At 69.2% G+C, this 20,013-nt stretch carries 23 protein-coding genes, 3 tRNA genes and 1 other RNA gene; 7 read left to right on the forward strand and 20 right to left on the reverse strand.

Going from position 1 to position 20,013, the window contains the following annotated elements; translation table 11 throughout:
- The first annotated feature begins 254 nt into the window (after window positions 1-254).
- Window positions 255-803 carry an ester cyclase gene (locus tag MNQ95_RS01140; RefSeq protein ID WP_241953565.1) on the forward strand — a complete coding sequence of 183 codons (549 nt, stop codon included), beginning with the start codon at window positions 255-257 and terminating at the stop codon, window positions 801-803.
- Between the two features lie 183 nt (window positions 804-986).
- Here MNQ95_RS01140 and MNQ95_RS01145 read toward each other — a convergent pair whose 3' ends face one another.
- The 3 genes from MNQ95_RS01145 to MNQ95_RS01155 form a co-directional block, all read right to left on the reverse strand.
- Window positions 987-1,673, reverse strand: a complete 687-nt coding sequence (locus MNQ95_RS01145) for a hypothetical protein (RefSeq protein WP_241954457.1) — start codon at window positions 1,671-1,673, stop codon at window positions 987-989.
- Window positions 1,674-1,828: 155 nt separating this feature from the next.
- Entirely contained in the window at window positions 1,829-2,098 is a 270-nt protein-coding gene (locus MNQ95_RS01150) for a coiled-coil domain-containing protein (protein WP_162411528.1), read from the reverse strand.
- A 439-nt stretch (window positions 2,099-2,537) separates the two neighbouring features.
- Window positions 2,538-2,909 carry a YciI family protein gene (locus MNQ95_RS01155; protein ID WP_241953566.1) on the reverse strand — a complete coding sequence of 124 codons (372 nt, stop codon included), beginning with the start codon at window positions 2,907-2,909 and terminating at the stop codon, window positions 2,538-2,540.
- 223 nt (window positions 2,910-3,132) lie between these two features.
- On the opposite strand from MNQ95_RS01155, the gene MNQ95_RS01160 reads away from it, so the two are divergent.
- Both MNQ95_RS01160 and ffs read left to right on the forward strand, forming a co-directional pair.
- Entirely contained in the window at window positions 3,133-4,353 is a 1,221-nt protein-coding gene (locus MNQ95_RS01160) for a DUF418 domain-containing protein (protein WP_241953567.1), read from the forward strand.
- Between the two features lie 219 nt (window positions 4,354-4,572).
- Window positions 4,573-4,669, forward strand: an RNA gene (gene ffs / locus MNQ95_RS01165) — signal recognition particle sRNA small type.
- A 135-nt stretch (window positions 4,670-4,804) separates the two neighbouring features.
- On the opposite strand, the gene MNQ95_RS01170 is transcribed toward ffs, so the two are convergent.
- From MNQ95_RS01170 to MNQ95_RS01205, 8 genes are all read right to left on the reverse strand, one after another.
- Complete coding sequence (locus MNQ95_RS01170; RefSeq protein WP_241953568.1) at window positions 4,805-5,695, reverse strand: TolB family protein; 891 nt, start codon at window positions 5,693-5,695, stop codon at window positions 4,805-4,807.
- Between the two features lie 206 nt (window positions 5,696-5,901).
- The gene (locus tag MNQ95_RS01175; RefSeq protein ID WP_162411525.1) at window positions 5,902-6,942 is read right to left on the reverse strand and encodes a Vgb family protein; all 1,041 of its coding nucleotides are present in this window, start codon (window positions 6,940-6,942) and stop codon (window positions 5,902-5,904) included.
- Window positions 6,939-7,430: a molybdenum cofactor biosynthesis protein MoaE gene (locus MNQ95_RS01180; protein WP_162411524.1), complete on the reverse strand. Its 492-nt coding sequence runs from the start codon at window positions 7,428-7,430 to the stop codon at window positions 6,939-6,941. The genes MNQ95_RS01175 and MNQ95_RS01180 overlap by 4 nt, the downstream gene beginning before the upstream one ends.
- A 1-nt stretch (window position 7,431) precedes the next feature.
- Window positions 7,432-7,677 (reverse strand): MoaD/ThiS family protein, encoded by a 246-nt coding sequence (locus MNQ95_RS01185; protein WP_202922912.1) that lies wholly within the window; start codon window positions 7,675-7,677, stop codon window positions 7,432-7,434.
- Window positions 7,674-8,111: a cyclic pyranopterin monophosphate synthase MoaC gene (gene moaC / locus MNQ95_RS01190; protein WP_241954327.1), complete on the reverse strand. Its 438-nt coding sequence runs from the start codon at window positions 8,109-8,111 to the stop codon at window positions 7,674-7,676. The genes MNQ95_RS01185 and moaC overlap by 4 nt, the downstream gene beginning before the upstream one ends.
- A 72-nt stretch (window positions 8,112-8,183) precedes the next feature.
- Window positions 8,184-9,206, reverse strand: coding sequence for a GTP 3',8-cyclase MoaA (gene moaA, locus MNQ95_RS01195; protein WP_162411521.1), 1,023 nt, complete (start codon window positions 9,204-9,206; stop codon window positions 8,184-8,186).
- Window positions 9,203-9,961 carry an MBL fold metallo-hydrolase gene (locus MNQ95_RS01200; RefSeq protein WP_241953569.1) on the reverse strand — a complete coding sequence of 253 codons (759 nt, stop codon included), beginning with the start codon at window positions 9,959-9,961 and terminating at the stop codon, window positions 9,203-9,205. The genes moaA and MNQ95_RS01200 overlap by 4 nt, the downstream gene beginning before the upstream one ends.
- Complete coding sequence (locus MNQ95_RS01205) at window positions 9,961-10,713, reverse strand: 3-deoxy-D-manno-octulosonic acid kinase (RefSeq protein WP_162411519.1); 753 nt, start codon at window positions 10,711-10,713, stop codon at window positions 9,961-9,963. The genes MNQ95_RS01200 and MNQ95_RS01205 overlap by 1 nt, the downstream gene beginning before the upstream one ends.
- Window positions 10,714-10,744: 31 nt before the next feature.
- On the opposite strand from MNQ95_RS01205, the gene MNQ95_RS01210 reads away from it, so the two are divergent.
- A complete protein-coding gene (locus MNQ95_RS01210) occupies window positions 10,745-11,794 on the forward strand; it encodes a glycosyltransferase family 9 protein (RefSeq protein WP_241953570.1) in 1,050 nt (349 codons plus the stop codon).
- Between the two features lie 31 nt (window positions 11,795-11,825).
- Here MNQ95_RS01210 and MNQ95_RS01215 read toward each other — a convergent pair whose 3' ends face one another.
- Window positions 11,826-12,233 (reverse strand): DUF6165 family protein, encoded by a 408-nt coding sequence (locus MNQ95_RS01215; protein ID WP_241953571.1) that lies wholly within the window; start codon window positions 12,231-12,233, stop codon window positions 11,826-11,828.
- A gap of 112 nt (window positions 12,234-12,345) precedes the next feature.
- Window positions 12,346-12,436: transfer RNA gene (locus MNQ95_RS01220), tRNA-Ser, on the reverse strand.
- 188 nt (window positions 12,437-12,624) lie between these two features.
- Here MNQ95_RS01220 and MNQ95_RS01225 point away from each other — a divergent pair.
- A complete protein-coding gene (locus tag MNQ95_RS01225) occupies window positions 12,625-13,329 on the forward strand; it encodes a PP2C family protein-serine/threonine phosphatase (protein ID WP_162411516.1) in 705 nt (234 codons plus the stop codon).
- Window positions 13,330-13,350: 21 nt separating this feature from the next.
- Here the strand turns inward: MNQ95_RS01225 and dnaQ are convergent, their stop codons facing one another.
- The 3 genes from dnaQ to MNQ95_RS01240 are packed head-to-tail and all read right to left on the reverse strand — an operon-like array spanning window position 13,351 to window position 15,224.
- A complete protein-coding gene (dnaQ, locus tag MNQ95_RS01230) occupies window positions 13,351-14,088 on the reverse strand; it encodes a DNA polymerase III subunit epsilon (RefSeq protein ID WP_241953572.1) in 738 nt (245 codons plus the stop codon).
- Between the two features lie 6 nt (window positions 14,089-14,094).
- Complete coding sequence (gene rnhA, locus MNQ95_RS01235) at window positions 14,095-14,547, reverse strand: ribonuclease HI (RefSeq protein WP_162411514.1); 453 nt, start codon at window positions 14,545-14,547, stop codon at window positions 14,095-14,097.
- A 20-nt stretch (window positions 14,548-14,567) separates the two neighbouring features.
- On the reverse strand, window positions 14,568-15,224 hold the full coding sequence (locus tag MNQ95_RS01240) for a hypothetical protein (RefSeq protein WP_241953573.1): 657 nt from the start codon (window positions 15,222-15,224) through the stop codon (window positions 14,568-14,570).
- A gap of 11 nt (window positions 15,225-15,235) precedes the next feature.
- On the opposite strand from MNQ95_RS01240, the gene gloB reads away from it, so the two are divergent.
- Window positions 15,236-15,997, forward strand: coding sequence for a hydroxyacylglutathione hydrolase (gene gloB / locus MNQ95_RS01245; RefSeq protein ID WP_241953574.1), 762 nt, complete (start codon window positions 15,236-15,238; stop codon window positions 15,995-15,997).
- Window positions 15,994-17,184 carry a lytic transglycosylase domain-containing protein gene (locus MNQ95_RS01250; RefSeq protein WP_241953575.1) on the forward strand — a complete coding sequence of 397 codons (1,191 nt, stop codon included), beginning with the start codon at window positions 15,994-15,996 and terminating at the stop codon, window positions 17,182-17,184. Before gloB ends, MNQ95_RS01250 begins: the two co-directional genes overlap by 4 nt.
- Before the next feature lie 171 nt (window positions 17,185-17,355).
- On the opposite strand, the gene MNQ95_RS01255 is transcribed toward MNQ95_RS01250, so the two are convergent.
- From MNQ95_RS01255 to MNQ95_RS01270, 4 genes are all read right to left on the reverse strand, one after another.
- The gene (locus MNQ95_RS01255) at window positions 17,356-19,332 is read right to left on the reverse strand and encodes a peptidyl-prolyl cis-trans isomerase (protein WP_162411510.1); all 1,977 of its coding nucleotides are present in this window, start codon (window positions 19,330-19,332) and stop codon (window positions 17,356-17,358) included.
- A 184-nt stretch (window positions 19,333-19,516) separates the two neighbouring features.
- Window positions 19,517-19,593, reverse strand: a tRNA-Asp gene (locus MNQ95_RS01260).
- A gap of 48 nt (window positions 19,594-19,641) precedes the next feature.
- Window positions 19,642-19,716 (reverse strand) — tRNA-Val (locus MNQ95_RS01265).
- A gap of 11 nt (window positions 19,717-19,727) precedes the next feature.
- Window positions 19,728-20,000 (reverse strand): HU family DNA-binding protein, encoded by a 273-nt coding sequence (locus tag MNQ95_RS01270; RefSeq protein WP_162411509.1) that lies wholly within the window; start codon window positions 19,998-20,000, stop codon window positions 19,728-19,730.
- Window positions 20,001-20,013: the final 13 nt, after the last annotated feature.

Consider the following 20,013-nt stretch of genomic DNA (forward strand, 5'->3'; position numbering starts at 1 on the left):
CATCCAGCAGGGCGTCACCGCCATGACGGGTGGCCACGACTGCACGGGCGCGCGCCTTGATCGCGCATCGGAATCGCCACCGATCAGCCCGTGGCGACGCTCATCCCGCATCCGGGAACCGCGATGGGCCATGCCCCCGTCACCGCACAGCCGCTACCCATCCCACCACCGCCTCCACCCGGCACCAGCGGGGCGCCGGCGGTGATTCGAGCGCCCATCATCCCCGACACGCAATCCGCGCCCAGGAGATGACCATGAAAATCCGCAACATCCTGATGTCCGCAGTGACCGCCTTCGCCGCCGCCACCGGGCTGGTTCCATGCAATGCAGCTGTCCCCGACAGCGTGCACGCCGAGTCCCTGGAGCTTCACAAGTCGATTACCCGCAAGGTGTACGAGGAAGGCCTCAATCAAGGGCGATTCGACGTGCCGTACAGCGAAGACTTCGTCGGGCACGGCGGCCGCAAGACCTTCACGCATGCCGACGGCATGGCCGAGGCCAAGGGATGGCGGGAAGCATTCCCGGACCTGGACATCACGGTTGACAAACAAGTGGCCGAGCGCGATCTAGTGGCCGTGCGCTGGAGCGCACGGGGAACCAACACCGGTGACGGCAACGGCATCCCGGCAACCGGTCGCGCAGTGCAGATCACGGGCACGACGCTGTTCCGGATGGCGGACGGACGAATCGCCGAGGAATGGACCTGCGCCGACTCGCTTGGACTGATGAAACAACTGGGCCTGTTGGCACCCCCGGCAGCGGCACCGGCTGCCGGAGGCAACGCGGCCTCCAGTACTCCCTGAGCCGGGCGGGTGCGGCGCCTCGTTCAGTCGAGGCGCCCAACCGGTCTCACGCTGGCTGCACTGTCAGCACGGATGCCGGACCCTGCAAGGAAGGCCCAGCATTGCGCCGCAGAAGTGGCCGGGCCACGAGCAGCGTCAGTCGCGGCTGCCTCGCACGCCACCGGCAATACGCCAACGTGCCCGTCAATGGCGGGCGGGCCGTGCGCGCTTTCCATCGTCGCGTTGCGCAGTCCCGTTGCTTTGCACGAATTCCGGGAAGGTCTCGGCCAGTGACGCCTTGTCCGGCAGGATGTAAAACACCCCGCCCCGCTCGAACGTCGGACGGATGACCTGCTCGTAGAAATCGGGTGCGACGTTGATGCAGCCATGGGTGACGCGGTTGTCGTCCGGCGAAGGCGATGCCAGGCGTTCGGCGCGCCTCTCGGCCGGGACGCCGGTCGCCGTGGGGTGCATGGAAACCGCGGAATCGTAGTCCACCCACAGGACGCGTCCGGCGTCGGTCGATGGGCCATACCCGCCGACGAAGCGACCTGCAGGCGTGGTGCGATCCCGGCCGGGAATCTCGCGAAGCGCCAGGCCGGCGATGCCGGGCGCCGCATGGTCGCCGGTCGCCGAGCCGAACAGCCCAGGCGCCGCGCCGCGAAGCCGGCCGTCACCGCCGAACACCAGGATCTGTGCAGCGGCCTTGTCCATGACCGCGAATGGATAGCCTTGGCTGTCGCCGCTTGCGACGACCCAGCCGGCCAGTTCGATCACCGTGTCGGACACTTCCTGGCCAGGAGGAAGCTGGTCGACGGCGGCCCCGCTTTGCGCGGGCGCGGGGGCAGGCGCGGCGTCGGCCACGCCGACGTTGGCGAACGACAAGGCCAACAGCAGCGCACCACAAGCGCCCCGGATAGCAGGATGTATGGACGTACGGATGGGACAATTCCTCATGAACGGGATCGGGCAAGGAAGGAGACCGGTTGCCAGCAACGGCAACCGGTCCCAGGTTCAAACCTTGGTCACAAATCGCGGAAGAGCGACTAGCCGCGCGGCGCGCGCTTGGGTGCGCTTTCGAGCTGCTGGACGCGGCCTTCAAGCTGGTTCAACCGCTGGTTGGCCTGCTGGGCGGACTGGTTGGCGGATTCGGCACTCTGGGCCGCGCCCTGCACCCTCGTGTCGAGTTGATCGAGGCGCGAGTTGATTGTTGCGAACTCGTCGTCATAGGTGGCGCAGCTGGCGAGACCCAGGGCGGCGACGAGTGCCACGCCGAGCGTACGCGCCGTTGTGAGATGTTGCTTGGTCATGAACATTTGCAATCCTCCTTCGTGTGGGACCCCGGGAATATAGCGGCCTTTTAGCCGGAGCCATGACTCGCCTTCATCTGACGTTGGAGTACGTATATGGACTGTGAAGAGGTGGTGATTCGCGACCGGCCGCTCGAACCATCCGTCGCCGCGAACCCAGGGCATTCGATCGGCCGTCACGGCCCTGCCACGGCAATGCCCCGGTGAACGGAAAACCTTAATAGGCAAGCAATTCTTCCAGCGACGGATGTTCCGGGACCTCTTCGACTCCTCGCAATCATCAGCCAGGAAGGCCATACCGGTCTTCCAATGTCCAGGCGGTCGGCATGGTCTCGCCGCCCTCACTTTTGCCCCGCACGCCGTGCTGCCAGGCCGCCTGCGGCGGAGCCAGAAGTGTGTCGGCGTGCACATCCATGCGCCGGCCAGGTGCAACTTCGCCAACGCCTCACCACCCCCGATAGAACTCCAGCGGCACCAGCTCCACCGTCCACCCGCATTCCTCGCCCAGCGTCGCGGCTGGATGCATCGACGCGATCCGCAGCGCCTCGTCTTCGCTCTCCGCCTCGATGACGAACAGCCCGCCGACGACCTCCTTCGCTTCGGTATACGGCCCGTCGCTGACCTGCGTCCTGCCGCCGTGCGGGCGCAGCGTGCGCCGGGTGTGCGGTTCGCCCAGCGAAGCAGACACCCGCATCTTCCCGGTCGCATGCATCTTCTCGTCCAGTGCGGGGCACTGGCGGGTCAGCGACTCGACCGCTTCCGGCGTCATCGCCGCGAAGGCTTCGGGGGTGTAATAGGCCAGGCCGAGGTACTTCATTGGGATGTCCTTGTTGGAGTGGGATGCAGGGACGACGAGACGGGGCATCCAGGATCGACGGGGCGACGCCGCATTGCGCGGGCGGGCGGGATCGATTCAAGCGTAACCGGATCACCCTCGCCGCCCGCCGCCCGCCCCGCTATGCTCGCCGCACTGGGAGCAACACCGTGGACGTGCCTGCCTGCGCGGCGGGTGGCGTGTTCGCGCCTGGACGGGGAACCCCATGCAAGACACCACCTACACCCCGCGCATGGAAGGGCTCGACGCCCTGCGCGGCTTCGCCCTGTTCGGGCTGTTCATCGTGCACATGCCCGAGCTGTTCGAACTGTACTGGGCGCATCCAGCCACCGATCCTTTCCAGCTGGCCGTGCACGACGCGGTCTGGCTGGTGTTCGCCGGCAAGGCCTTCGCCCTGCTGGCGCTGTGCTTCGGGGTGAGCTTCTTCATCATCATGGACCGCGCCGCAAAGCGCGGCGTGGACTTCACCGCGCGCTTCGTCTGGCGGCTGGTGCTGCTGGCGGCGATGGGCCTGCTGCACGGGCTGTGGTACCGCGGCGACGTGCTCGAAGTGCTGGCGGTGATGGGCCTGTTCCTGCTGCCGTTCTACCGGGTGCGCTCGAACCGCGTGCTGCTGGCGGTGGCGGTGCTGTTCCTGCTGCAGCCGCTGATGCTGGTGCGGATCGTCGCCGGCCTCGCGGGTGCCGACTGGGCCAACCAGCCGCTGCGCTTCTGGAGCGCGACGATCCCGCAGGTCTACCTGGATGGCGGCTTCGTCGACACGCTGCGCATGAACGTCGCCGAAGGCTGGGCGTTCAAGTGGCTCTTCATGTACGAATCCGGGCGCCTGAGCCAGATCCTGGGCCTGTCGCTGGTCGGCATGCTGCTGGGACGGATCGGCTTCTTCAGCCGGCCGCAGGAGTTCGTCCGCGCACGCGTGATCGGCCTGCTGATCGCGCTGGGCGTGGCGGTGGCGCTGTACTTCGCGCGCGAGCCGCTCGCCGCTTGGGTGCCAGCGAGCGAGGCGATGCCCATGCCGCGCGCGCTCACCGGCGCGCTGCTGGGCAGCCTGTTCGACCTGGCGGTGATGGCGGTGCTGATGCTGGGCTTCGTCGCGCTGTACTACGGCGGCGCGCACCGGGCGCTGGGCGTGCTCGCCCCGGCCGGGCGGATGACCCTGACCCTGTACATCGCGCAGTCGCTGCTGTTCGTGCCGGTGTTCTACGGCTACGGCCTGGGCCTGCATGCGTCGATGACCCAGGTGCAGGCTTTGCTGCTGGGGCTGGCCGCGTTCGCCGTGCAGATGCTGTTCGCGCACCTGTGGTTCCGGCGCTTCTATTACGGGCCGCTGGAATGGGTGTGGCGCGCTGGCACCTACCTGACCGTGGACGTGCCGTTCGTGAAGCGCGGCAACGGCGCGCCGGGCAAGGAACGCGTGCCGGCCTGAGCCGGGCAGCGGAGGCATGCGGCGGGGCGTGCGGCGGGATCCGCCGCCGCGCCCCTTGCCGCTGAACGGCCGGACCGCGCACACGGGCCGCCGGCATGGCGGCGCATCGCCGGGATCGGCTAGAATTCGCGTCCCCGCTCGCGCGGCGGCCGCCCCAGGTGGCCTGCCCCGCCCGCCGGAACCATGGATCGCCCCGCGCGCTCCAGTCCTATGGTGGCCCCGTCGGCCCCTCGCGACGCTAGATCGAAAATCCCGCCAGGGCCGGAAGGCAGCAACGGTATCGGTCGATGCGGGCGCCGAGGTCAGCCGGCGGGGCCGCCACCTTTTTGGGCCGCGGAAAAGTGCGGCAGTTTCCCGATGCCGCATGGCTGCGGCGCTGGCCCAAGCGATCTCGCACGGGTAGCACCACGCGCTGGGCGCGGAGATCAGCGGAAGGCGCCATCTTCCCAGGCTATTCGCCGCAGACCGGCGGCCATCGCGGATCGGCACCCGGCGCCAGGTCCACGAGGAAGAATTCGCCCGACGCCGCGCCATCGGCCTGCGCGAACAGCAGCCGCCTTCCGTCCGGCGACAGCAACGGTCCGACCTGGAACACATCGGCGTAGGCCGGCACGCGGCCGCGCTCATGCCAGGCTTCACCCTCGCCCTCGCGGTCGTACACGTACAGGTGCGAACGCGTGCCGCGATTGGCGACCACGACCAGCACGCGGCCATCGGCGGACAGGTCGGCCTCGTACTCGTCCTGCGGCGTGTTGACCGGCGCAGGCAATGTCGCGACGTCCCAACCACCGCCGTCGCGTGGCGTGGCCAGGTAGACATCGCGCCCTCCCATGCCACCCGCGCGATGGGAGCCGAGCAGCACGCGCCCATCGGCCAGCGGCCGCGGCAGGAGTTCGGCCTGCGCCGAGTTCACCGGTGCCGGGAGCCGCTCCGGCTCGCCCCAGCTGCCGTCGCCAAGGCGCGGCACCCGCCAGATGTCCAGGTCGCCCGGGTGGGTGCGGTCGCTGGCGTAATACAGCCACGCGCCGTCGGGGCTGTAGGCCGGATCCGTTTCCAGGGCTTGTGCCGGACCGGCGAACGCCGGGGCGCGCGGCGCGCCCCATTGCGCCCCCTCGCAGCGCGAGTGCAGGAGACGGTAACGGTCGAAGGCTGGTGGGGCGCGGAAGAAGAACAACTCGCGGCCGTCGGGCGAGAACACCGGCGAGGATTCGTACTGGTCGGTCGACAGCGCCGGCGGCGTCCAGCGTGCGGGCGGCGGGACATCGAGATCCTGCGATGGCCCCGTGGCGCAAGCCACGGCCGGCAACAGGCAGAGCACGGGCAACAGCGGGCGCACGGGCATGAAGGATCTCCTGGGGATCGCCGCGACCTTAGCCGGCCGCGATCACGGTGCGTAGCGGAGATTCCACAAGCCAGCCTTGAGCGTGGCTCATGCTGCCGATCAGCGTGGGTCAGTCGTCTGCATTGAGCGGGTGAAATCGCCGCTGATGGCGGACCCGTGCCAGATCACGCGGCGAACGCCTTCGCCCGCTTGCAGGCAGGCGCGCCCTACTTCGCCTTTCCGCGCGCCGGTGCCGCCGGATCCGTGACGATCCCCAGCGCATCGGGCTCGTCGCCGGTCGGCCAGCGTTCGACCACGCTCCAGCTTGCGGTGTCGACCACGGCGATCTCGTTGCCGCCGCTGATCGCGACGTAGACGCGTTTGCCCGAGGGATCGGAGATCACGCCGATCGGCAACGCGGCGCGGCCGAGCATTGTTTCGCGGTACTCGGTGCCTGGTTTGGCCAGAGCGACCACGGCGACGGGCTTGCGCGAGACGGTATCGAACACCGCCAGCGTCGCGGCACGCGCGTTGGTCACCAGCGCATGGCGGCCGCTGGGGGTGAAGCCGACCCGGATCGGGAAACCGTCGCTGTCGAGCGTATCGTGGACGTCCAATGTCGCCGGATCGTGCACGGTCACCGAGCCGTCCTCGCGGTTGCTGACCCAGACGCTGCCATCGGGCGCCACGCCGATGCCTTCGGCACCGGCACCCGCGGGCTTCTCCAGCGTGGCGCCATCGGCCAGGTCCACGCGCACCACGGTGCCGGCGCCGACCTTGCTGACGTAGGCGACCTTGCCGTCCCGCGACAGCGCGACCATGTGGCCCTTGCCCGGCCCCAGGTCGATCGCGCGATCGACCTTGCCGGCGATGTCGACCACGACCAGTGCGTCGCTGCCTTCGGTGGTGACCAGAAGGTGCTGGCCATCGGCGTCGAAGCGCATGCCGTGCGGCCGCGAATGCGTGCCCAGGTCGATCCGCCGCAGCAGGTGGCCGTCGGTGGTGTCGTACACGCCCAGGGTGTTGCCGGACGCCTGGCGGCCGTACTCGCTGACCACCGCCAGGCGGCCGTCGGGACTGACTGCGATCTCGTGCGGGCCGGGTGCGGTCGGCGATTCGCCGAGCTTGCGTCCATCCTCCAGGGACAGGCGCCAGAGCGTATCGGCGGACTTGTTGCCGACCAGCAGTTCGGCCGCGCCTGCGGCGGGAGCCGCGAACAGCACAACCAGCAGCCCTGCGGCCAACCCGCTTCTTGAGATGCGATTCATCGCGCGCCTTCTCCACGCGGTTCGTCAGTGCTACCCGCGGCAGCCGGCTCCGGATGCAGCCACTGAAGGTCGCCGTCGGCGTAGCGTTCGTGCTTCCAGATCGCGACCCGCGATTTCACTTCATCGATCACGAACCTGCACGCGTCGAAGGCCGCGCCACGGTGCGCGGCGCTCACGCCTACCCATACCGCCAGGTCGCCGATCGCCAGGTCGCCGGTGCGGTGCACGCAATGCACGCCGGTGATGGCGAAGCGCGCAACGGCTTCCTCGACGATGCGCCGCCCCTCGGCCGAGGCGAGCGCGGCATAGGCCTCGTAGCGCAGGCCCAGCACGGGGCGGCCATCGTTATGGTCGCGGACCCAGCCTTCGAAACTCGCATAGGCGCCGGCCGCGTCGCGCAGCAGCTGCGCGCGCAAGGGCTCGACTTCGAAACGTGCGTCGGCCAGTTCAAAGCGGGCGACAATCGTTCCAGCAGCGTGAGCAGTCATGTCAGCCTCCCGAAACCGGCGGGATGAACGCGACTTCGCTGCCATCGCGAAGCGCGTCGTCCCACTGCGCGAACGCGCCATCGACCGCCACGCGCAGGCGCTCGCGCGGCCAGGCCAGTGCGTGCCGGGCTGCGGCCTCCGCATACAGCGTGGCCAAGTCGGGCGCGGCGCTGTCCACGACTTCCACGTCCTGCCCCGTCGCTTCGCGCAGGCTGGCGAAGTACAGCAGTCGCACCTTCGCCATCATGCCTGCGCCCCGAAATCGCGCTTGCCGCCGCGCTTGCCGAGCAGCTTCGCCGGACCCAGCACGATGGCGTGCGACAGCGCCTTGCTCATGTCGTACACGGTCAGCGCCGCCACGGTCGCGCCGGTCAGCGCTTCCATCTCCACGCCGGTGCGCGCAGTGGTGCGTGCGCTGCACTCGATCCGCAGCTCGCGCTCGCCGTGCCAGTCGATGGAAATACGCAGGCCCTCCAGCGGCAGCGCATGGCAGAACGGGATCAGTTCATGGGTGCGCTTGGCCGCCAGGGTGCCGGCGATCACCGCGGTCTCGACGATGCCGCCCTTGGACCCGCGCAGGCCATTGGCTCGCAGCTGCGCGGCGACTTCGGCCGGGAAGCGCACGCGGCATTCGGCAATGGCACTGCGCGCGGAGACCGCCTTGGCCGAGACATCGACCATCGCCGGGCGTCCTTGGGCATCCAGGTGGGTCAGGTGCGGCGGTGCCGGCTTGGGGGACGTGCGGGTAGCCACTCAACCTCCGATCAGGTACATCTCGATGTGCTTGCGCGGGGCAAGCGGATTGCCGCGGATCTCGCTGTAGCGATCCTCGCGCCGGCTCCACAAAGCGGCCACGTGCGCCGCAAGCGCCGCTTCGCCCTGCTCCAGCGCCGGCTTGAGATCATGCCCGTCGCCGGCGAACAGGCAGGTGTAGATGCGGCCGTCGGCCGAAACGCGGGCGCGATGGCAGTCGCCGCAGAACGGCGCGCTGACCGAACTGACGAAGCCCAGTTCGCCGGCGCCGTCCTCGAAGGCATACCGCTCGGCGACTTCGCCGCGATAGCGCGATTGCAGCGCGCGCAGCGGCCAGCGCGCGGCGATGCGGTCGCGCAGCTGCGCCGAGGACACCACCTCTTCGCTGCTCCAGCCGTTGCAGGTGCCCACGTCCATGTATTCGATGAAGCGGACCACGTGCCCGCTGCCGCGGAAGTGTTCGAGCAGCGGCAGCACCTGGTCCTCGTTGGCGCCACGCTGGACCACGCAGTTGATCTTCAACGCGGTGAAACCGGCGGCCTCGGCGGCGGCGATGCCGTCCAGCACCGCGGCGATCTCGCCGCGTCCGCCCGACATGGCGCGGAACACCGCCGGGTCGATCGCATCGAGGCTGACGGTGATCCGGTGCAGCCCGGCCTCGCGCAGCGCGCGTGCCTGCGCGGCCAGCAACGAACCATTCGTGGTCAAGGCCAGGTCGTCGATGCCGGGAATGCGCGCCAGCCGCGCGACCAGCTCGGGCAGCCGCTTGCGCAGCAAAGGCTCGCCGCCGGTCAGGCGCAGTTTGTGCACGCCCACCGCGGCAAAGCCCCGTACCAGCGCTTCGATCTGGTCGAACGACAGGCGCCCGGCGGAATCCAGGCCGTGGTCGTCCGGGATGCGGTCGGCGGGCATGCAGTAGCCGCAGCGGAAATTGCAGGCATCGATGACCGACAGGCGCAGGTCGCGCAGCGGCCGTCCGAGCTGGTCGTGCGGCAATGCCTGCAGCGGCCGGGCCAGGTTCATGGCAGCGCCAGCATCGCGGTGGGCTCGGCCAGCGGCCACGACTCGCCCGGTCGCGCCACGCGGTAGCCGCGCGCGACCATCGTGGCCGCATCGGCGTGCCCGGCGTAGTGGTAGAGCAGCATGCGCTTGCGCAGCGCATCGGAATACTCGCGTTCCAGGTCGTCCAGCCCGGTGTGGGATGGATTGCCGTGCAGCGCGCAGTCGTGGGCGATGAGCTCGCCGGCATCGGCGTGGCGCGCCAGCATTTCGGGAATGGGCCGGGTATCGCCACTCCACACGACGCTGCCGCGCAGGCGCAGGCCGAACGCGGTGTCGGGCCAGTGGTGGCGGACCGGGAACACTTCCAGGCGCAGGCCGTCGTGCCAGAACGCATCGCTGACCGGGACCAGCTGGAACGCGTCCCAGAAATTGGCGCCGCCCTCGGCCAGCACGTTCGGGTAGTCGCCCACGCGCCGCTGCAGCAAGGGCACCACCGGCGCGGGCACGTACAGGCGGATGCGGCCACGGCGCTGCGGATCGAAATAGCTGGACACGAACAGCCGTTCCAGACCGGCGACGTGGTCCAGGTGCACGTGGGTGATGAACACTGCGTCGGGCGGGCGGCCGTACAGGGCCTCGAACGCGGTCAGGCCCTCGGCACCGCAATCGATGGTCAGCCAGGGCCGCCCGTCGCGCTCGATGCTGGCCATCGCCGAACCCAGCTCCACCGCCGATGCGTTGCCGACCCCATGCAGCTGCAGCGCCCAGGCGGCCATCAGCAGCCCCGCTTCCAGGCCAGGTCGTAGGCGCGGCGCAGGCGGGCGTAATCGGCCTCGACCTCGTCGGAGGCACGCTCGCCGCGCAGCTTGAGCAGGGAACGCAGCAGCCGCCGCAGGTTCTCCTCGCGCCAGTGGGTGGCGGGGATGCGCAGGCGGCCGCGGTCGAAATCGATCATCCAGCCGCGGCCGTTGCCGTCGAACAGCAGGTTGTGGGCGTTGAGGTCGGCATGGTCCAGGCCTTCGCGGTGGAAGCGCGCGATCAGCCGGCCGGCTTCTTCCCACGGCGCGCCGTTGCCGGCGACCAGCGCGCGGTCGGCCAGCGAGCGCACGTCCATCAGCCGTTCCAGCAGGATCGCGGCGCGGTACTGGAAGCCGCCGTCGCGCACGTAGCTGGCCGCCAGCGGGCGTGGCACGGGCAGGCCGCGCATCAGCAGTTCGCGCATCAGCCGGAACTCGGCGAAGCTGCGCGTGTGCGCCGCGCCGCGCCACAGGTAGCCGTCGCGGCTGAAGCGCGCGGCCAGCCCGCCGCGCAGGTACTGGCGCAGCACGCTGGGGCCGAACGGCGCATCGACGAACCAGGCGCCACCGCGGCCACCGGAGGTCACCGGCCGCGCTCGCTCGCCCCAGGCCGCCGGCGAGAACAGCTCGGCGCCGGCTTGCCGCAGCCGATGACGGTCGAAGAGAATGGCCCCGTATCCGCGCTCGGCACGGTACGGCGTCAAGGCTTCGCTGGCGTCGAATGCGACCATCCGCACGAGTCTAACAACACACTGCAAGCGAATGCGCCCATCACTCTGCCTGCTGCGCCTGTCCGCCCTCGGCGACGTGACCCATGTCGTACCGCTGGTGCGCACCCTCCAGCGCGCCTGGCCCGGCTCGCCGGACAGGACGCCGCCGCTGCACTGGATCATCGACCCTGCCGGCAAGCGCCTGCTCGACGGGCTCGAGGGCGTGGTCTTCCATGTCTATGACAAGCGCACCGGCCTGGCCGGCATGCGCGCCCTGCGCGCCGCGCTGCCGCCGGAAGGCTTCGACGTGCTGCTGCAGATGCAGGTGGCGTTCCGCGCCAACCTGCTGTCGGCGCATGTCCGCGCGAAGCGGCGGATCGGCTACGACCGCTCGCGCTCCAAGGACCTGCACGGGCTTTTCATCAACGAGCGCATCCCCGACCGGCCGGGCATCCACGTGCTCGATGCGATCGGCAGCTTCTGCGAACCCCTGGGCCTGAAGCAGACGGAAGTCACCTGGGACCTGCCGGTGCCGGATGCGGCGCGCGAGTGGGCCCGGGCGCAATGGCCCGAGGACGGCACGCCGGTGCTGATGATCTCGCCCTGCTCCAGCCACGCGCGCCGCAACTGGTATCCCGAGCGCCATGCCGCACTGGCCGACCACGCCGTCTCGCGCGGCTGGCGGGTGGTGCTGTGCGGGGGACGCAGCGAACTCGAGCGCAGCACGGCCGATGCGATTTTGGCGGCGATGCGCGGCCCGGCCCTGGACCTGGTCGGCAAGGACACGCTCAAGCAGCTGCCGGCCCTGCTCGAGCGCGCCCGCCTGCTGGTCACCCCCGATTCCGGACCGATGCACATCGCCAATGCGATGGGCACCAAGGTGCTGGGCCTGCATGCGGCCAGCAACCCGGCCCGCAGCGGCCCCTACTCCGACCGCCGCTACTGCGTGGACCGCTACGACGACGCCGCGCGCAAATACCTGGGCAAGCCTGCGTCGGCGCTGAAGTGGGGCACCAAGATCGAGCACGACGGGGTGATGGACCTGGTCACCGTGGATGACGCGATGGGGGCGTTCGAGCGCTACCGGGCCGACCACGGCTGAGCCGGCGCGGGTCGCGGCCCGCAAGGGCCGCTCAGGGCGCGACGCCGCTCCGGTAGTCCTGGTACGACTTCTCCTCGACGTAGGCCGAGCCCAGCGCCAGGTTGATGTCCTTCTTCACCCGCGCGCGCTCGTCGTTCTCGAAGTAGACGCTGCGCGCCAGGCGCACGAATTCGTCGTCGAAGGCCTGGGCCTTCTCCTTGATCCGGACCTCGTCCTCGATGTCCCACAGGCGCTCGTTGACCGCCTTGAGCTGCGCCCGCAACAGGGTGATGTCGCCGCCGGCCGCCGGATGCTGCATCCAGGTTCGCTCCAGCGCGGACAGCTCCTTGTGGACATTGGCCAGCTTGGCCGGATCGGTCATCCGCTCGGCCTTGATCTGCAGGATCGAGATCTTGTCGAGCAGTTCGCCGAACGAGACGGGCACGATGATTTCGGACATGGGTCGATGCGTCTATGGGATCGACGCCAGTCTACCGCCCCCATCCGTGGGGTCCGCGTAACGGCCCCAAAACAAAAGGGGTCACGCCGGAAGCGCAACCCCTTGAATAATCTGGCGGAGAGGGAGGGATTCGAACCCTCGAGGCGCTATAAACGCCTGCCTGATTTCGAGTCAGGTACATTCAACCGCTCTGCCACCTCTCCGCGGTCCCCGGCATGACCGGGGCCGTGCATGATACGGATACGGCCTGCCCGGGACAAGCTGGCCCTACCCCCGCGACACCGTCCGAATGACGTGCCGGCACGCCATCGCGTAACCTGCCTTGCCCGTTGTCCTGTCCGTCCGGATCATTGCGTATGCATTTCTTGAGCACCCCGGCCCGCCGGCAGACATGATCGAATTCGGACACCTGACCCACGTCGGCCTGCGCCGCCAGCTCAACGAAGACACCTATTACGGCGACAGCGAGCTGGGACTGTGGCTGGTCGCCGATGGCATGGGCGGACACGCCTGCGGCGAAGTCGCCAGCGCCCTGGCCCGCGAGACCATCGTCCGCGAGATCCGCAGCGGCACCCCGCTGACCCAGGCCATCCGCATCGCCGACGAGGAGATCATCCGGGTCTCGCGCCGGCGCAACGACGCCCTGCCTATGGGCACGACCGTGGTCGCCGCCCGGGTCCAGGGCCAGCGCTTCGAGGTGGCCTGGGTCGGCGACAGCCGCGCCTACCTGTGGCGCGACGGCAAGCTGGCCCAGCTCAGCCAGGACCACAGCTACGTGCAGGACCTGATCGCGCAGGGCACGCTCACGCCCGAGCAGGCCCGCTCCCATCCGCATCGCAACGTGGTCACCCAGGCGCTGGGCGTGACCGACCCCAACCACCTGAACGTGTCGACCATGGCCGGCGAACTGCGGCCGGGCATGCAGCTGCTGCTGTGCAGCGATGGCCTGACCGAGGAAGTGGACGACCGTCATATCGCTACCACCCTGGGCGAGCAGGAATGCAGCGCCCAGGAATGCGTCGACACGCTGGTCGCCGCCGCCCTGGACGGTGGTGGGTCGGACAACGTCACCGCGGTGCTGGTGCGCTGCCAGTAGCGCCCGGCACGCGGCGGCGGCTCAGGCCGGCACGCCGTCCGTGACGGCCGGCGATTCCACGACCGCATCCCACACTGCCCGCCCCGCCTTCTTGCGCAGGGTCTCCAGTCGGCGCAGGTGCGCCTCCAGTTCGCCCGGCAGCAGGCCGATGCGCGGACGCTCGCCAGTCGCGGGGATGAAACTGGCCGCCGCGGCCGGCCGCGCGTCGTGCGCCTGCGCGTCGCCGAAGCCGATCTCCTCCTGGCCCGAGGTCAGGGCGACGTAGACGTCGGCGAGGATCTGGGCGTCGAGCAGCGCGCCGTGCAGTTGCCGGTGCGAGTTGTCCACGCCCAGCCGCTTGCACAGCGCGTCCAGCGAATTGCGCTGGCCCGGATACCGCTGGCGCGCCAGCAGCAGCGTGTCGACCACCGTGGTGCGATCGGCCATCCGCCCGTACTGGCTACCCGCCCGCGACAGTTCGTTGTCGAGGAAGCCCAGGTCGAAGGCCGCGTTGTGGATGATCAGTTCGGCGCCATCGATGTAGGCGAGGAACTCTTCGACGACATCCTCGAACACCGGCTTGTCGGCGAGGAACTCCAGGGTCAGGCCGGTGACTTCCTGCGCACCGGGTTCGAAGTCGCAATCGGGCTTCAGGTAGCGGTGGAAGTTGCGGCCGCTCGGGCGCCGTTCCAGCAGCTCGACGCAGCCGATCTCGACCACGCGGTTGCCCTTCTTCCACTCTAGTCCGGTGGTTTCGGTATCGAGGATGATCTGTCGCATGCGCGATCAGTGTACCGCGCCGGCGTCGCGCACCTGCTCGGCGGCGGTACGCGCGAGCACGTCAACGCGCTCGTTGTCCGGATCGCCGTTGTGGCCCTTGACCCAGCGCCAGTCGATCCGGTGGCGGCTGGCGGCAGCGTTCAGGCGCTCCCACAGGTCCCGGTTCTTGACCGGGTCGCCGCCGGCAGTCTTCCAGCCGCGCCGCACCCAGCCGGCCATCCACTCGGTGATGCCCTGGCGTACGTACTGCGAGTCGGTCTGCAGCATCACTTCGCATGGTTCGCTGAGCGCCTCGAGGCCGCGGATCGCCGCCATCAGCTCCATGCGGTTGTTGGTGGTATCGGGTTCGCCGCCGGCCAGCTCGCGTTCGTGGGCGTTGTAGCGCAGCAGTGCGGCCCAGCCGCCGGGACCGGGGTTGCCCAGGCAGGCACCGTCGGTGTGGATTTCGATCTTCTTCATTGTTTTCCTGTGGTTCTACTTCATGCCGCGGGTGCGGCACCGTGGCGCCAGCCCCGGGGCGCAGGCGCCACCGGCGCCAGTCCACGCTTCTCGGCCACGATCACGCGACAGGCGCGCAATGGCGACACGCCGCTGCCGGGTCCGTCGCCGGCATCGTCCTGCAGCATCCGCCAGCATGGCCCGATGAAGCGCGTCATGTCGACCTGCAAGCCCTCGTCGCGCAGCCGCTTCTGCCATGGACCTGCCGCGGAAGCCGGAAGGTCGCGCAAGCAACGCAGGCGGTAGGGACTCCACGGATTGGCCAGGAACAGCCACAGGCGGCCGCCATCGACCAGCACGCGCGCGCACTCCTCGATCAGCGGCCCTGCATTGCACGCGCCGGGATGCTGCAACACCACGTCGCCCAGGCACTCGCTGGGCAATGGCAGGGGCAGCCCGCAGCGCACCGTACCGGCATAGGCGCCGCCTTCCGGCCGGAGCAGCAGGCCACGCGGTGGCGGCGTGACCCAGTCCGGCGCCGATTCCGACGGCGGAACCAGCCACAGCCAGGGGCGGGCCGGTCGCGCAGCCAGCTGGGTCGCAAGCCAGCGCCGCTCTTCGGCGAGCAGCCATTGCGCCTCCTTCCCGCTGAAGCGGATCGAGGCGCCGGGTTGACGGCTAGGCGCGGCGACGGGCATCGTCGGATTCTATGCGACTGAGCATGCTGCCCGCATTCGAGGACAACTACATCTGGGTCCTGCGGGACTCACGGCGTGCGTTGCTGGTGGATCCGGGCGATGCGGCGCCGGTGCTGGCCGCCGCGCGCGAGGGCCTGGAACCGGCCGCGATCCTGCTGACCCACCACCACCCGGACCACTGCGGCGGCGTGCCCGCGCTGCTGGAGCGCTGGCCCGGGCTGCAGGTGTTCGCGCCGGACGACGAGCGGATAGCCGTGGAGTGCGAACGTGTCGGCGAGGGCTCCCGCTTGCGCATACTCGACAGCGACGTGCAGGTGATGGCCGTGCCGGGGCATACGCGCAGCCATGTCGCATACGTGACCGATGGCCATCTGTTCTGCGGCGATACGCTGTTCAGCCTCGGCTGCGGCCGCATGTTCGAGGGTACGCCCACGCAGATGCACGATTCGCTGCGGCGGCTTGCGTCCCTGCCCGGCGACCTGCAGGTGTGCTGCGGGCACGAATACACCCAGGCCAATGCGGCGTTCGCGTGCGAGGTCGAACCCGGCAATCCCGACCTGGCCGCGCGTCGCGCCCAGGTGCTGCGCCGCCGCGCGGCGGGTTTGGCCACGTTACCCACCACTCTCGAGAGCGAGCGCGCCTGCAACCCGTTCCTGCGTTGCGACGTGCCGGCGGTACGCGAAACCGTCGCGCGCCGGCTCGGCCATGCGCCCGCCACCCCGGTGGAAACCTTTGCCGCGCTGCGCAGCTGGAAGGATGGATTCCGCGCATGACCCTACCCCGTCGCGCCCACGTGCCGTGCCTGCTCGCCGCGCTCATGCTGACCGCGTGCACTACGCCCGCTGTCCGGTCGCCGGATGCGGGCACCCCGTCACCTGTCTCGCCCACCCCGTCACCTGCTCCATTAGCCGTCTCCACCGAACCGCCAGCCCATGGGGTACAAGCGGCGGAAGCGGCAGGCCCATCCCCCGGCAACGGGCTGGCCATCTACGAAGACTTCCGTACCGGACTGGCCGAGCCGCAATGCGGCAATTCCCAGGCCCGTTGGCGCAAGCATTTCGCCCATGCGCCCCAGCGCCTCGGCGATCCGGGTACCGACACGCTGCTGCTGTTCGCCCATGTGGTCGAGTCGCTGCGCGCAGCCGGTCTGCCGACCGAGTTCGCCCTGATCCCGTTCGTGGAGAGCGGTTACGCCCCCGGCGCCCGCAGCAAGGCCGGTCCCGCGGGCCTGTGGCAGTTCATCGCGGCGACCGCACGTGGCCATGGCCTGCGGGTCGAGCCCGGCTACGACGGACGGCTTTCGCCGGCCGAGTCGACCCGCGCGGCAGTCAGCTACCTGAAATCGCTGGACGATACCTTCGACGGCAACTGGCGGCTTGTCGCGATGGCCTACAACGCCGGCGAGTACCGCGTACTGCAGGCGCTGCGACGCAGCGGCGCCAACATCTCCAGCGCCACGCCTGAAAGCATCAAGGGCCTGTCACCGGTGACGTATGCCTACGTCGAGAAGCTGCATGCGCTGGCCTGCCTGCTCGAAGAATCGGGCGAGCGCACGCAGTGGCGCGCCGGGCTCGACCAGCCGGTCCCGCGCCTGCGTGCCGTGCCCTTGGAGAACGCGAAGTCGCTCGATGCCTGGGCGGCAAAGAACGACCAGGATGCGAAGGTGCTGCGCCGGTTCAATCCAGCACTGGCCGGCCACTGGCCCAGCCGCGGCGTGCCACTGGCCCTGGTGCCTACTGGCGTCCAGGGCGACATGCCGGTGGCTGCAGCCACGTCTGCGCGCAGCGGCACTGACGAGGCGGATGCCACTGCCGGCTCGGCCACGCACACCGTCCGCAAGGGCGATTCGGCCTGGAGCATCGCCAGGCACTACGGCGTGACCACGCGCCGCCTGCTGGAACTCAACGACTTGAAAGCCAACAGCGTGCTGCGCCCGGGCATGGTGCTGCGCCTGCAGTGATCGCTGGGGCGCTCATCCGCCCTCCCCAGGATCGTGCGAGCAGGGCGCCGGGATCGCTTGCATGCGGCCGCACCAGCGACAGTCGCATCGGCCCTCCCATCCCATAAGCGAGCAAGGCGCGGAAGAAAACTCTTCCGCGCCTTGCCTGCGACTGATGCATCGCGTGGATGCTTACAGCTGGCTTTCCTCGATCACGATGTCGAAGCTCTTGCGGATCTGGCGGACGTAGGCTTCCGCGGCCGCCGCACCGTCGATCTGTGCGAACTGCTTGCGCAGCTGCTCGCGCTGCTCGGGCTGCAGTTCCGCCACATCGCCCGGATGCACGCCGGTCACTGCGAACAGCGCTAAGCGTCCATCGGGCATTTCGAAATGACCCGCAGCGACCTTGCCCTCGGCCGGCGGAGCGACCGCGAAGATCTCGCGGTTGGCCTCAGGCGACGGTGCCGGCACGCCACGCGGCAGGCCCGGCAGCGGCATCACCTGCGCACCCACCGAGGCGGCCACGTCGGCCATGGTCTCGCCTGCCTGCACGCGCTTGGCCAGCGCATCGGCGGCGGCGCCGGCGGCAGCCTGCCGTCGATCGACGCGGATCGCCGCAACTACCTGGTCCTTGACCTCGGCCAGCGGTCGCGGCTGTTCGGGAGCGTGCTCGATCACGCGGATCACGACGCTGTGCTCCGGGCCCAGCTGGATCGGATCGCTGGCCGTGCCGTCCTCGATCAACGCTTCGGAGAAGGCCGCCTTCTTGACCTCGGGCGAAGCGCCGATACCGATCGTGTCCTCGCGGGTGAACGGACCCAGCTTCTGCACCTGCAGGCCCACCTGCTCGGCCGCGGGAGCCAGCGATGACGGGTTCTGGTAGACCAGGTCGGTCAACCGGCCGGTCAAGTCGCTGAAGGCCCGCTCGCGATCCACCTGTGCCTGTTCGCGCGCCAGTTCCTCGCGCGCCTCCTCGAACGACACCTGTGCACCCTGCTTGAGTTCGCGCAGCTGCAGCACATGGAAGCCGAAGTCGGTCTTGACCGGACCGCGGACTTCGCCGGACTGCATCGAGAACAGGGCCTCCTCGAACGGCGCAACCATCGCGCCGCGCTCGACCCAGCCCAGGTCGCCGCCACTGTCGCGCGAACCCGGATCCTCCGAACTGGCCTTGGCCAGCGCGGCGAAGTCGGCGCCCGGCGCCTTGGCTTCGGCCGTCAGGCGCTGTGCCTTCTCTTCGGCCGCCTTCAGTGCAGCCGCGTCGGCATCCGGTTCGACCCGGATCAGGATGTGCGATGCCAGGCGCTGCTCGGGCTCGACGAAGCGCGCTTTCTCGTCCTCGTAGCGCTTGCGCAACGTCGCCTCGTCGGCGGGAACGGCCGGCGGCAAGCTGTTTCCATCCACCTCGACGTATTCGATCGTCACCGATTCGGGACGGACGAAATCAGCCGGGTGCGCGTCGTACCACGCCTGGATTTGCGCTTCGTCCACCGCGGCGGTGTCTTCGGGCACCTCCGGCAGCAACGCGAGCTCGACGTCGCGCTTCTCGCCGGACAGGCGCAGGATGCGGTCGAACTCGGCATCGGTCACGAACGCCGACGTACCCAGGCCCACGGGGATCAACGACTGCTGCAGCGAATCGCGCACGAGCAGTTCGAACTGCGTCGGCGTCTGCGCCGGCACCTGCGATGCGAGCGCCAGCTGGTAGCGGTTCGCGTCGAACTTGCCTTCGACCTGGAAAGCCGGGATCGATGCGATGTAGTCCCTGACCGCGGCATCGCCGACCACGACCCCGGCACGCTCGGCGGCGAGTTGCAGCGCCTTCTCGTCGACCAGTTGGTCCAGCACCTTGCGCTTGTTCTCCACCGTCTCGAAAGCGCGAGGGTCGAACGCCTCGCCCTGCTCCTGGCGGACGCGCATGCGCTCCTGCTCGAAACGCTGGCGGAATTCGTCCACGCCGACTTCGCGGTGCTCCCACAGCGTCGACGCCGGCCACCATTTCGGGGCGCCTTCCCACCACGTCGGCGGCGCCTTGACCTGGGCCACGTTGTTGGCACCCATGCCGCCCATGTAGCGCTGGTCGATGACGAACAGGAACGGGACCATCAGCAGCGCGATGATGATTGTGGCGACCCAGCCCGATGTCCGGTCGCGGAGCTTCTGCAGCATTGTTGCCTGCCTGGTGATTAAGCGGGAAAAGTAAGCGGCGCAGTTTAACCCGTCGGGACCGGCCCTGGCGCCGTGTGGAACGGACCCAGTCTGGCGGCCTGGGCATGGGCCCGGCCCTGGTCGGCCCTGGAGCGGATGCACAAAGAGAAAGGGCCCCTGGTTTCCCAGGGGCCCTTTCGGATAGTGGCGGAGTGGACGGGACTCGAACCCGCGACCTCCGGCGTGACAGGCCAGCATTCTAACCGACTGAACTACCACTCCGCTTTTGAAACTCGCCAGCACCGAAGTACATGCTGGTGTCGGGTGACTTGGTGGGTGCTGAGGGTTTCGAACCCCCGACCCTCTCCGTGTAAAGGAGACGCTCTACCGCTGAGCTAAGCACCCGAGCGAGACGATCAGTTTACTGCATCCTTCAGGGCTTTGCCAGCCTTGAACGCCGGATTCTTCGACGCCTTGATCTTGATGGTCTCGCCAGTCTTCGGGTTGCGACCGGTACGGGCGGCGCGCTTGCGCACCTGGAACGTACCGAAGCCCACCAGCGTCACCGCGTCGCCCTTCTTCAGCGCCTTGGTCACGCTGTTGATCACCGCGTCGACCGCGCGTGCGGCTTCCGCCTTGGTGAGCTCGGCATCGTTGGAGACGGCGTCGACCAGATCGGTTTTGTTCATTCTTCTTTGCTCC

Source organism: Pseudoxanthomonas daejeonensis (genome assembly GCF_022637495.1).
GTDB classification, from domain to species: domain Bacteria; phylum Pseudomonadota; class Gammaproteobacteria; order Xanthomonadales; family Xanthomonadaceae; genus Pseudoxanthomonas; species Pseudoxanthomonas daejeonensis.

Bases quoted from the DNA above. Each gene is read 5' to 3' on its own strand.
- MNQ95_RS01185 (WP_202922912.1), bottom strand. From the start codon at position 7,677: ATGATGGCGAAGGTGCGACTGCTGTACTTCGCCAGCCTGCGCGAAGCG.
- MNQ95_RS01155 (WP_241953566.1), bottom strand. From the start codon at position 2,909: ATGAAGTACCTCGGCCTGGCCTATTACACCCCCGAAGCCTTCGCGGCG.
- MNQ95_RS01140 (WP_241953565.1), top strand. From the start codon at position 255: ATGAAAATCCGCAACATCCTGATGTCCGCAGTGACCGCCTTCGCCGCC.
- MNQ95_RS01170 (WP_241953568.1), bottom strand. From the start codon at position 5,695: ATGCCCGTGCGCCCGCTGTTGCCCGTGCTCTGCCTGTTGCCGGCCGTG.
- MNQ95_RS01175 (WP_162411525.1), bottom strand. From the start codon at position 6,942: ATGAATCGCATCTCAAGAAGCGGGTTGGCCGCAGGGCTGCTGGTTGTG.
- dnaQ (WP_241953572.1), bottom strand. From the start codon at position 14,088: ATGCGACAGATCATCCTCGATACCGAAACCACCGGACTAGAGTGGAAG.
- MNQ95_RS01180 (WP_162411524.1), bottom strand. From the start codon at position 7,430: ATGACTGCTCACGCTGCTGGAACGATTGTCGCCCGCTTTGAACTGGCC.
- moaC (WP_241954327.1), bottom strand. From the start codon at position 8,111: ATGGTCGATGTCTCGGCCAAGGCGGTCTCCGCGCGCAGTGCCATTGCC.
- MNQ95_RS01240 (WP_241953573.1), bottom strand. From the start codon at position 15,224: ATGCCCGTCGCCGCGCCTAGCCGTCAACCCGGCGCCTCGATCCGCTTC.
- rnhA (WP_162411514.1), bottom strand. From the start codon at position 14,547: ATGAAGAAGATCGAAATCCACACCGACGGTGCCTGCCTGGGCAACCCC.
- MNQ95_RS01150 (WP_162411528.1), bottom strand. From the start codon at position 2,098: ATGTTCATGACCAAGCAACATCTCACAACGGCGCGTACGCTCGGCGTG.
- MNQ95_RS01200 (WP_241953569.1), bottom strand. From the start codon at position 9,961: ATGGCCGCCTGGGCGCTGCAGCTGCATGGGGTCGGCAACGCATCGGCG.
- MNQ95_RS01270 (WP_162411509.1), bottom strand. From the start codon at position 20,000: ATGAACAAAACCGATCTGGTCGACGCCGTCTCCAACGATGCCGAGCTC.
- MNQ95_RS01255 (WP_162411510.1), bottom strand. From the start codon at position 19,332: ATGCTGCAGAAGCTCCGCGACCGGACATCGGGCTGGGTCGCCACAATC.
- MNQ95_RS01205 (WP_162411519.1), bottom strand. From the start codon at position 10,713: ATGGTCGCATTCGACGCCAGCGAAGCCTTGACGCCGTACCGTGCCGAG.
- MNQ95_RS01215 (WP_241953571.1), bottom strand. From the start codon at position 12,233: ATGTCCGAAATCATCGTGCCCGTCTCGTTCGGCGAACTGCTCGACAAG.
- MNQ95_RS01250 (WP_241953575.1), top strand. From the start codon at position 15,994: ATGACCCTACCCCGTCGCGCCCACGTGCCGTGCCTGCTCGCCGCGCTC.
- moaA (WP_162411521.1), bottom strand. From the start codon at position 9,206: ATGAACCTGGCCCGGCCGCTGCAGGCATTGCCGCACGACCAGCTCGGA.
- MNQ95_RS01225 (WP_162411516.1), top strand. From the start codon at position 12,625: ATGATCGAATTCGGACACCTGACCCACGTCGGCCTGCGCCGCCAGCTC.
- gloB (WP_241953574.1), top strand. From the start codon at position 15,236: ATGCGACTGAGCATGCTGCCCGCATTCGAGGACAACTACATCTGGGTC.
- MNQ95_RS01160 (WP_241953567.1), top strand. From the start codon at position 3,133: ATGCAAGACACCACCTACACCCCGCGCATGGAAGGGCTCGACGCCCTG.
- MNQ95_RS01210 (WP_241953570.1), top strand. From the start codon at position 10,745: ATGCGCCCATCACTCTGCCTGCTGCGCCTGTCCGCCCTCGGCGACGTG.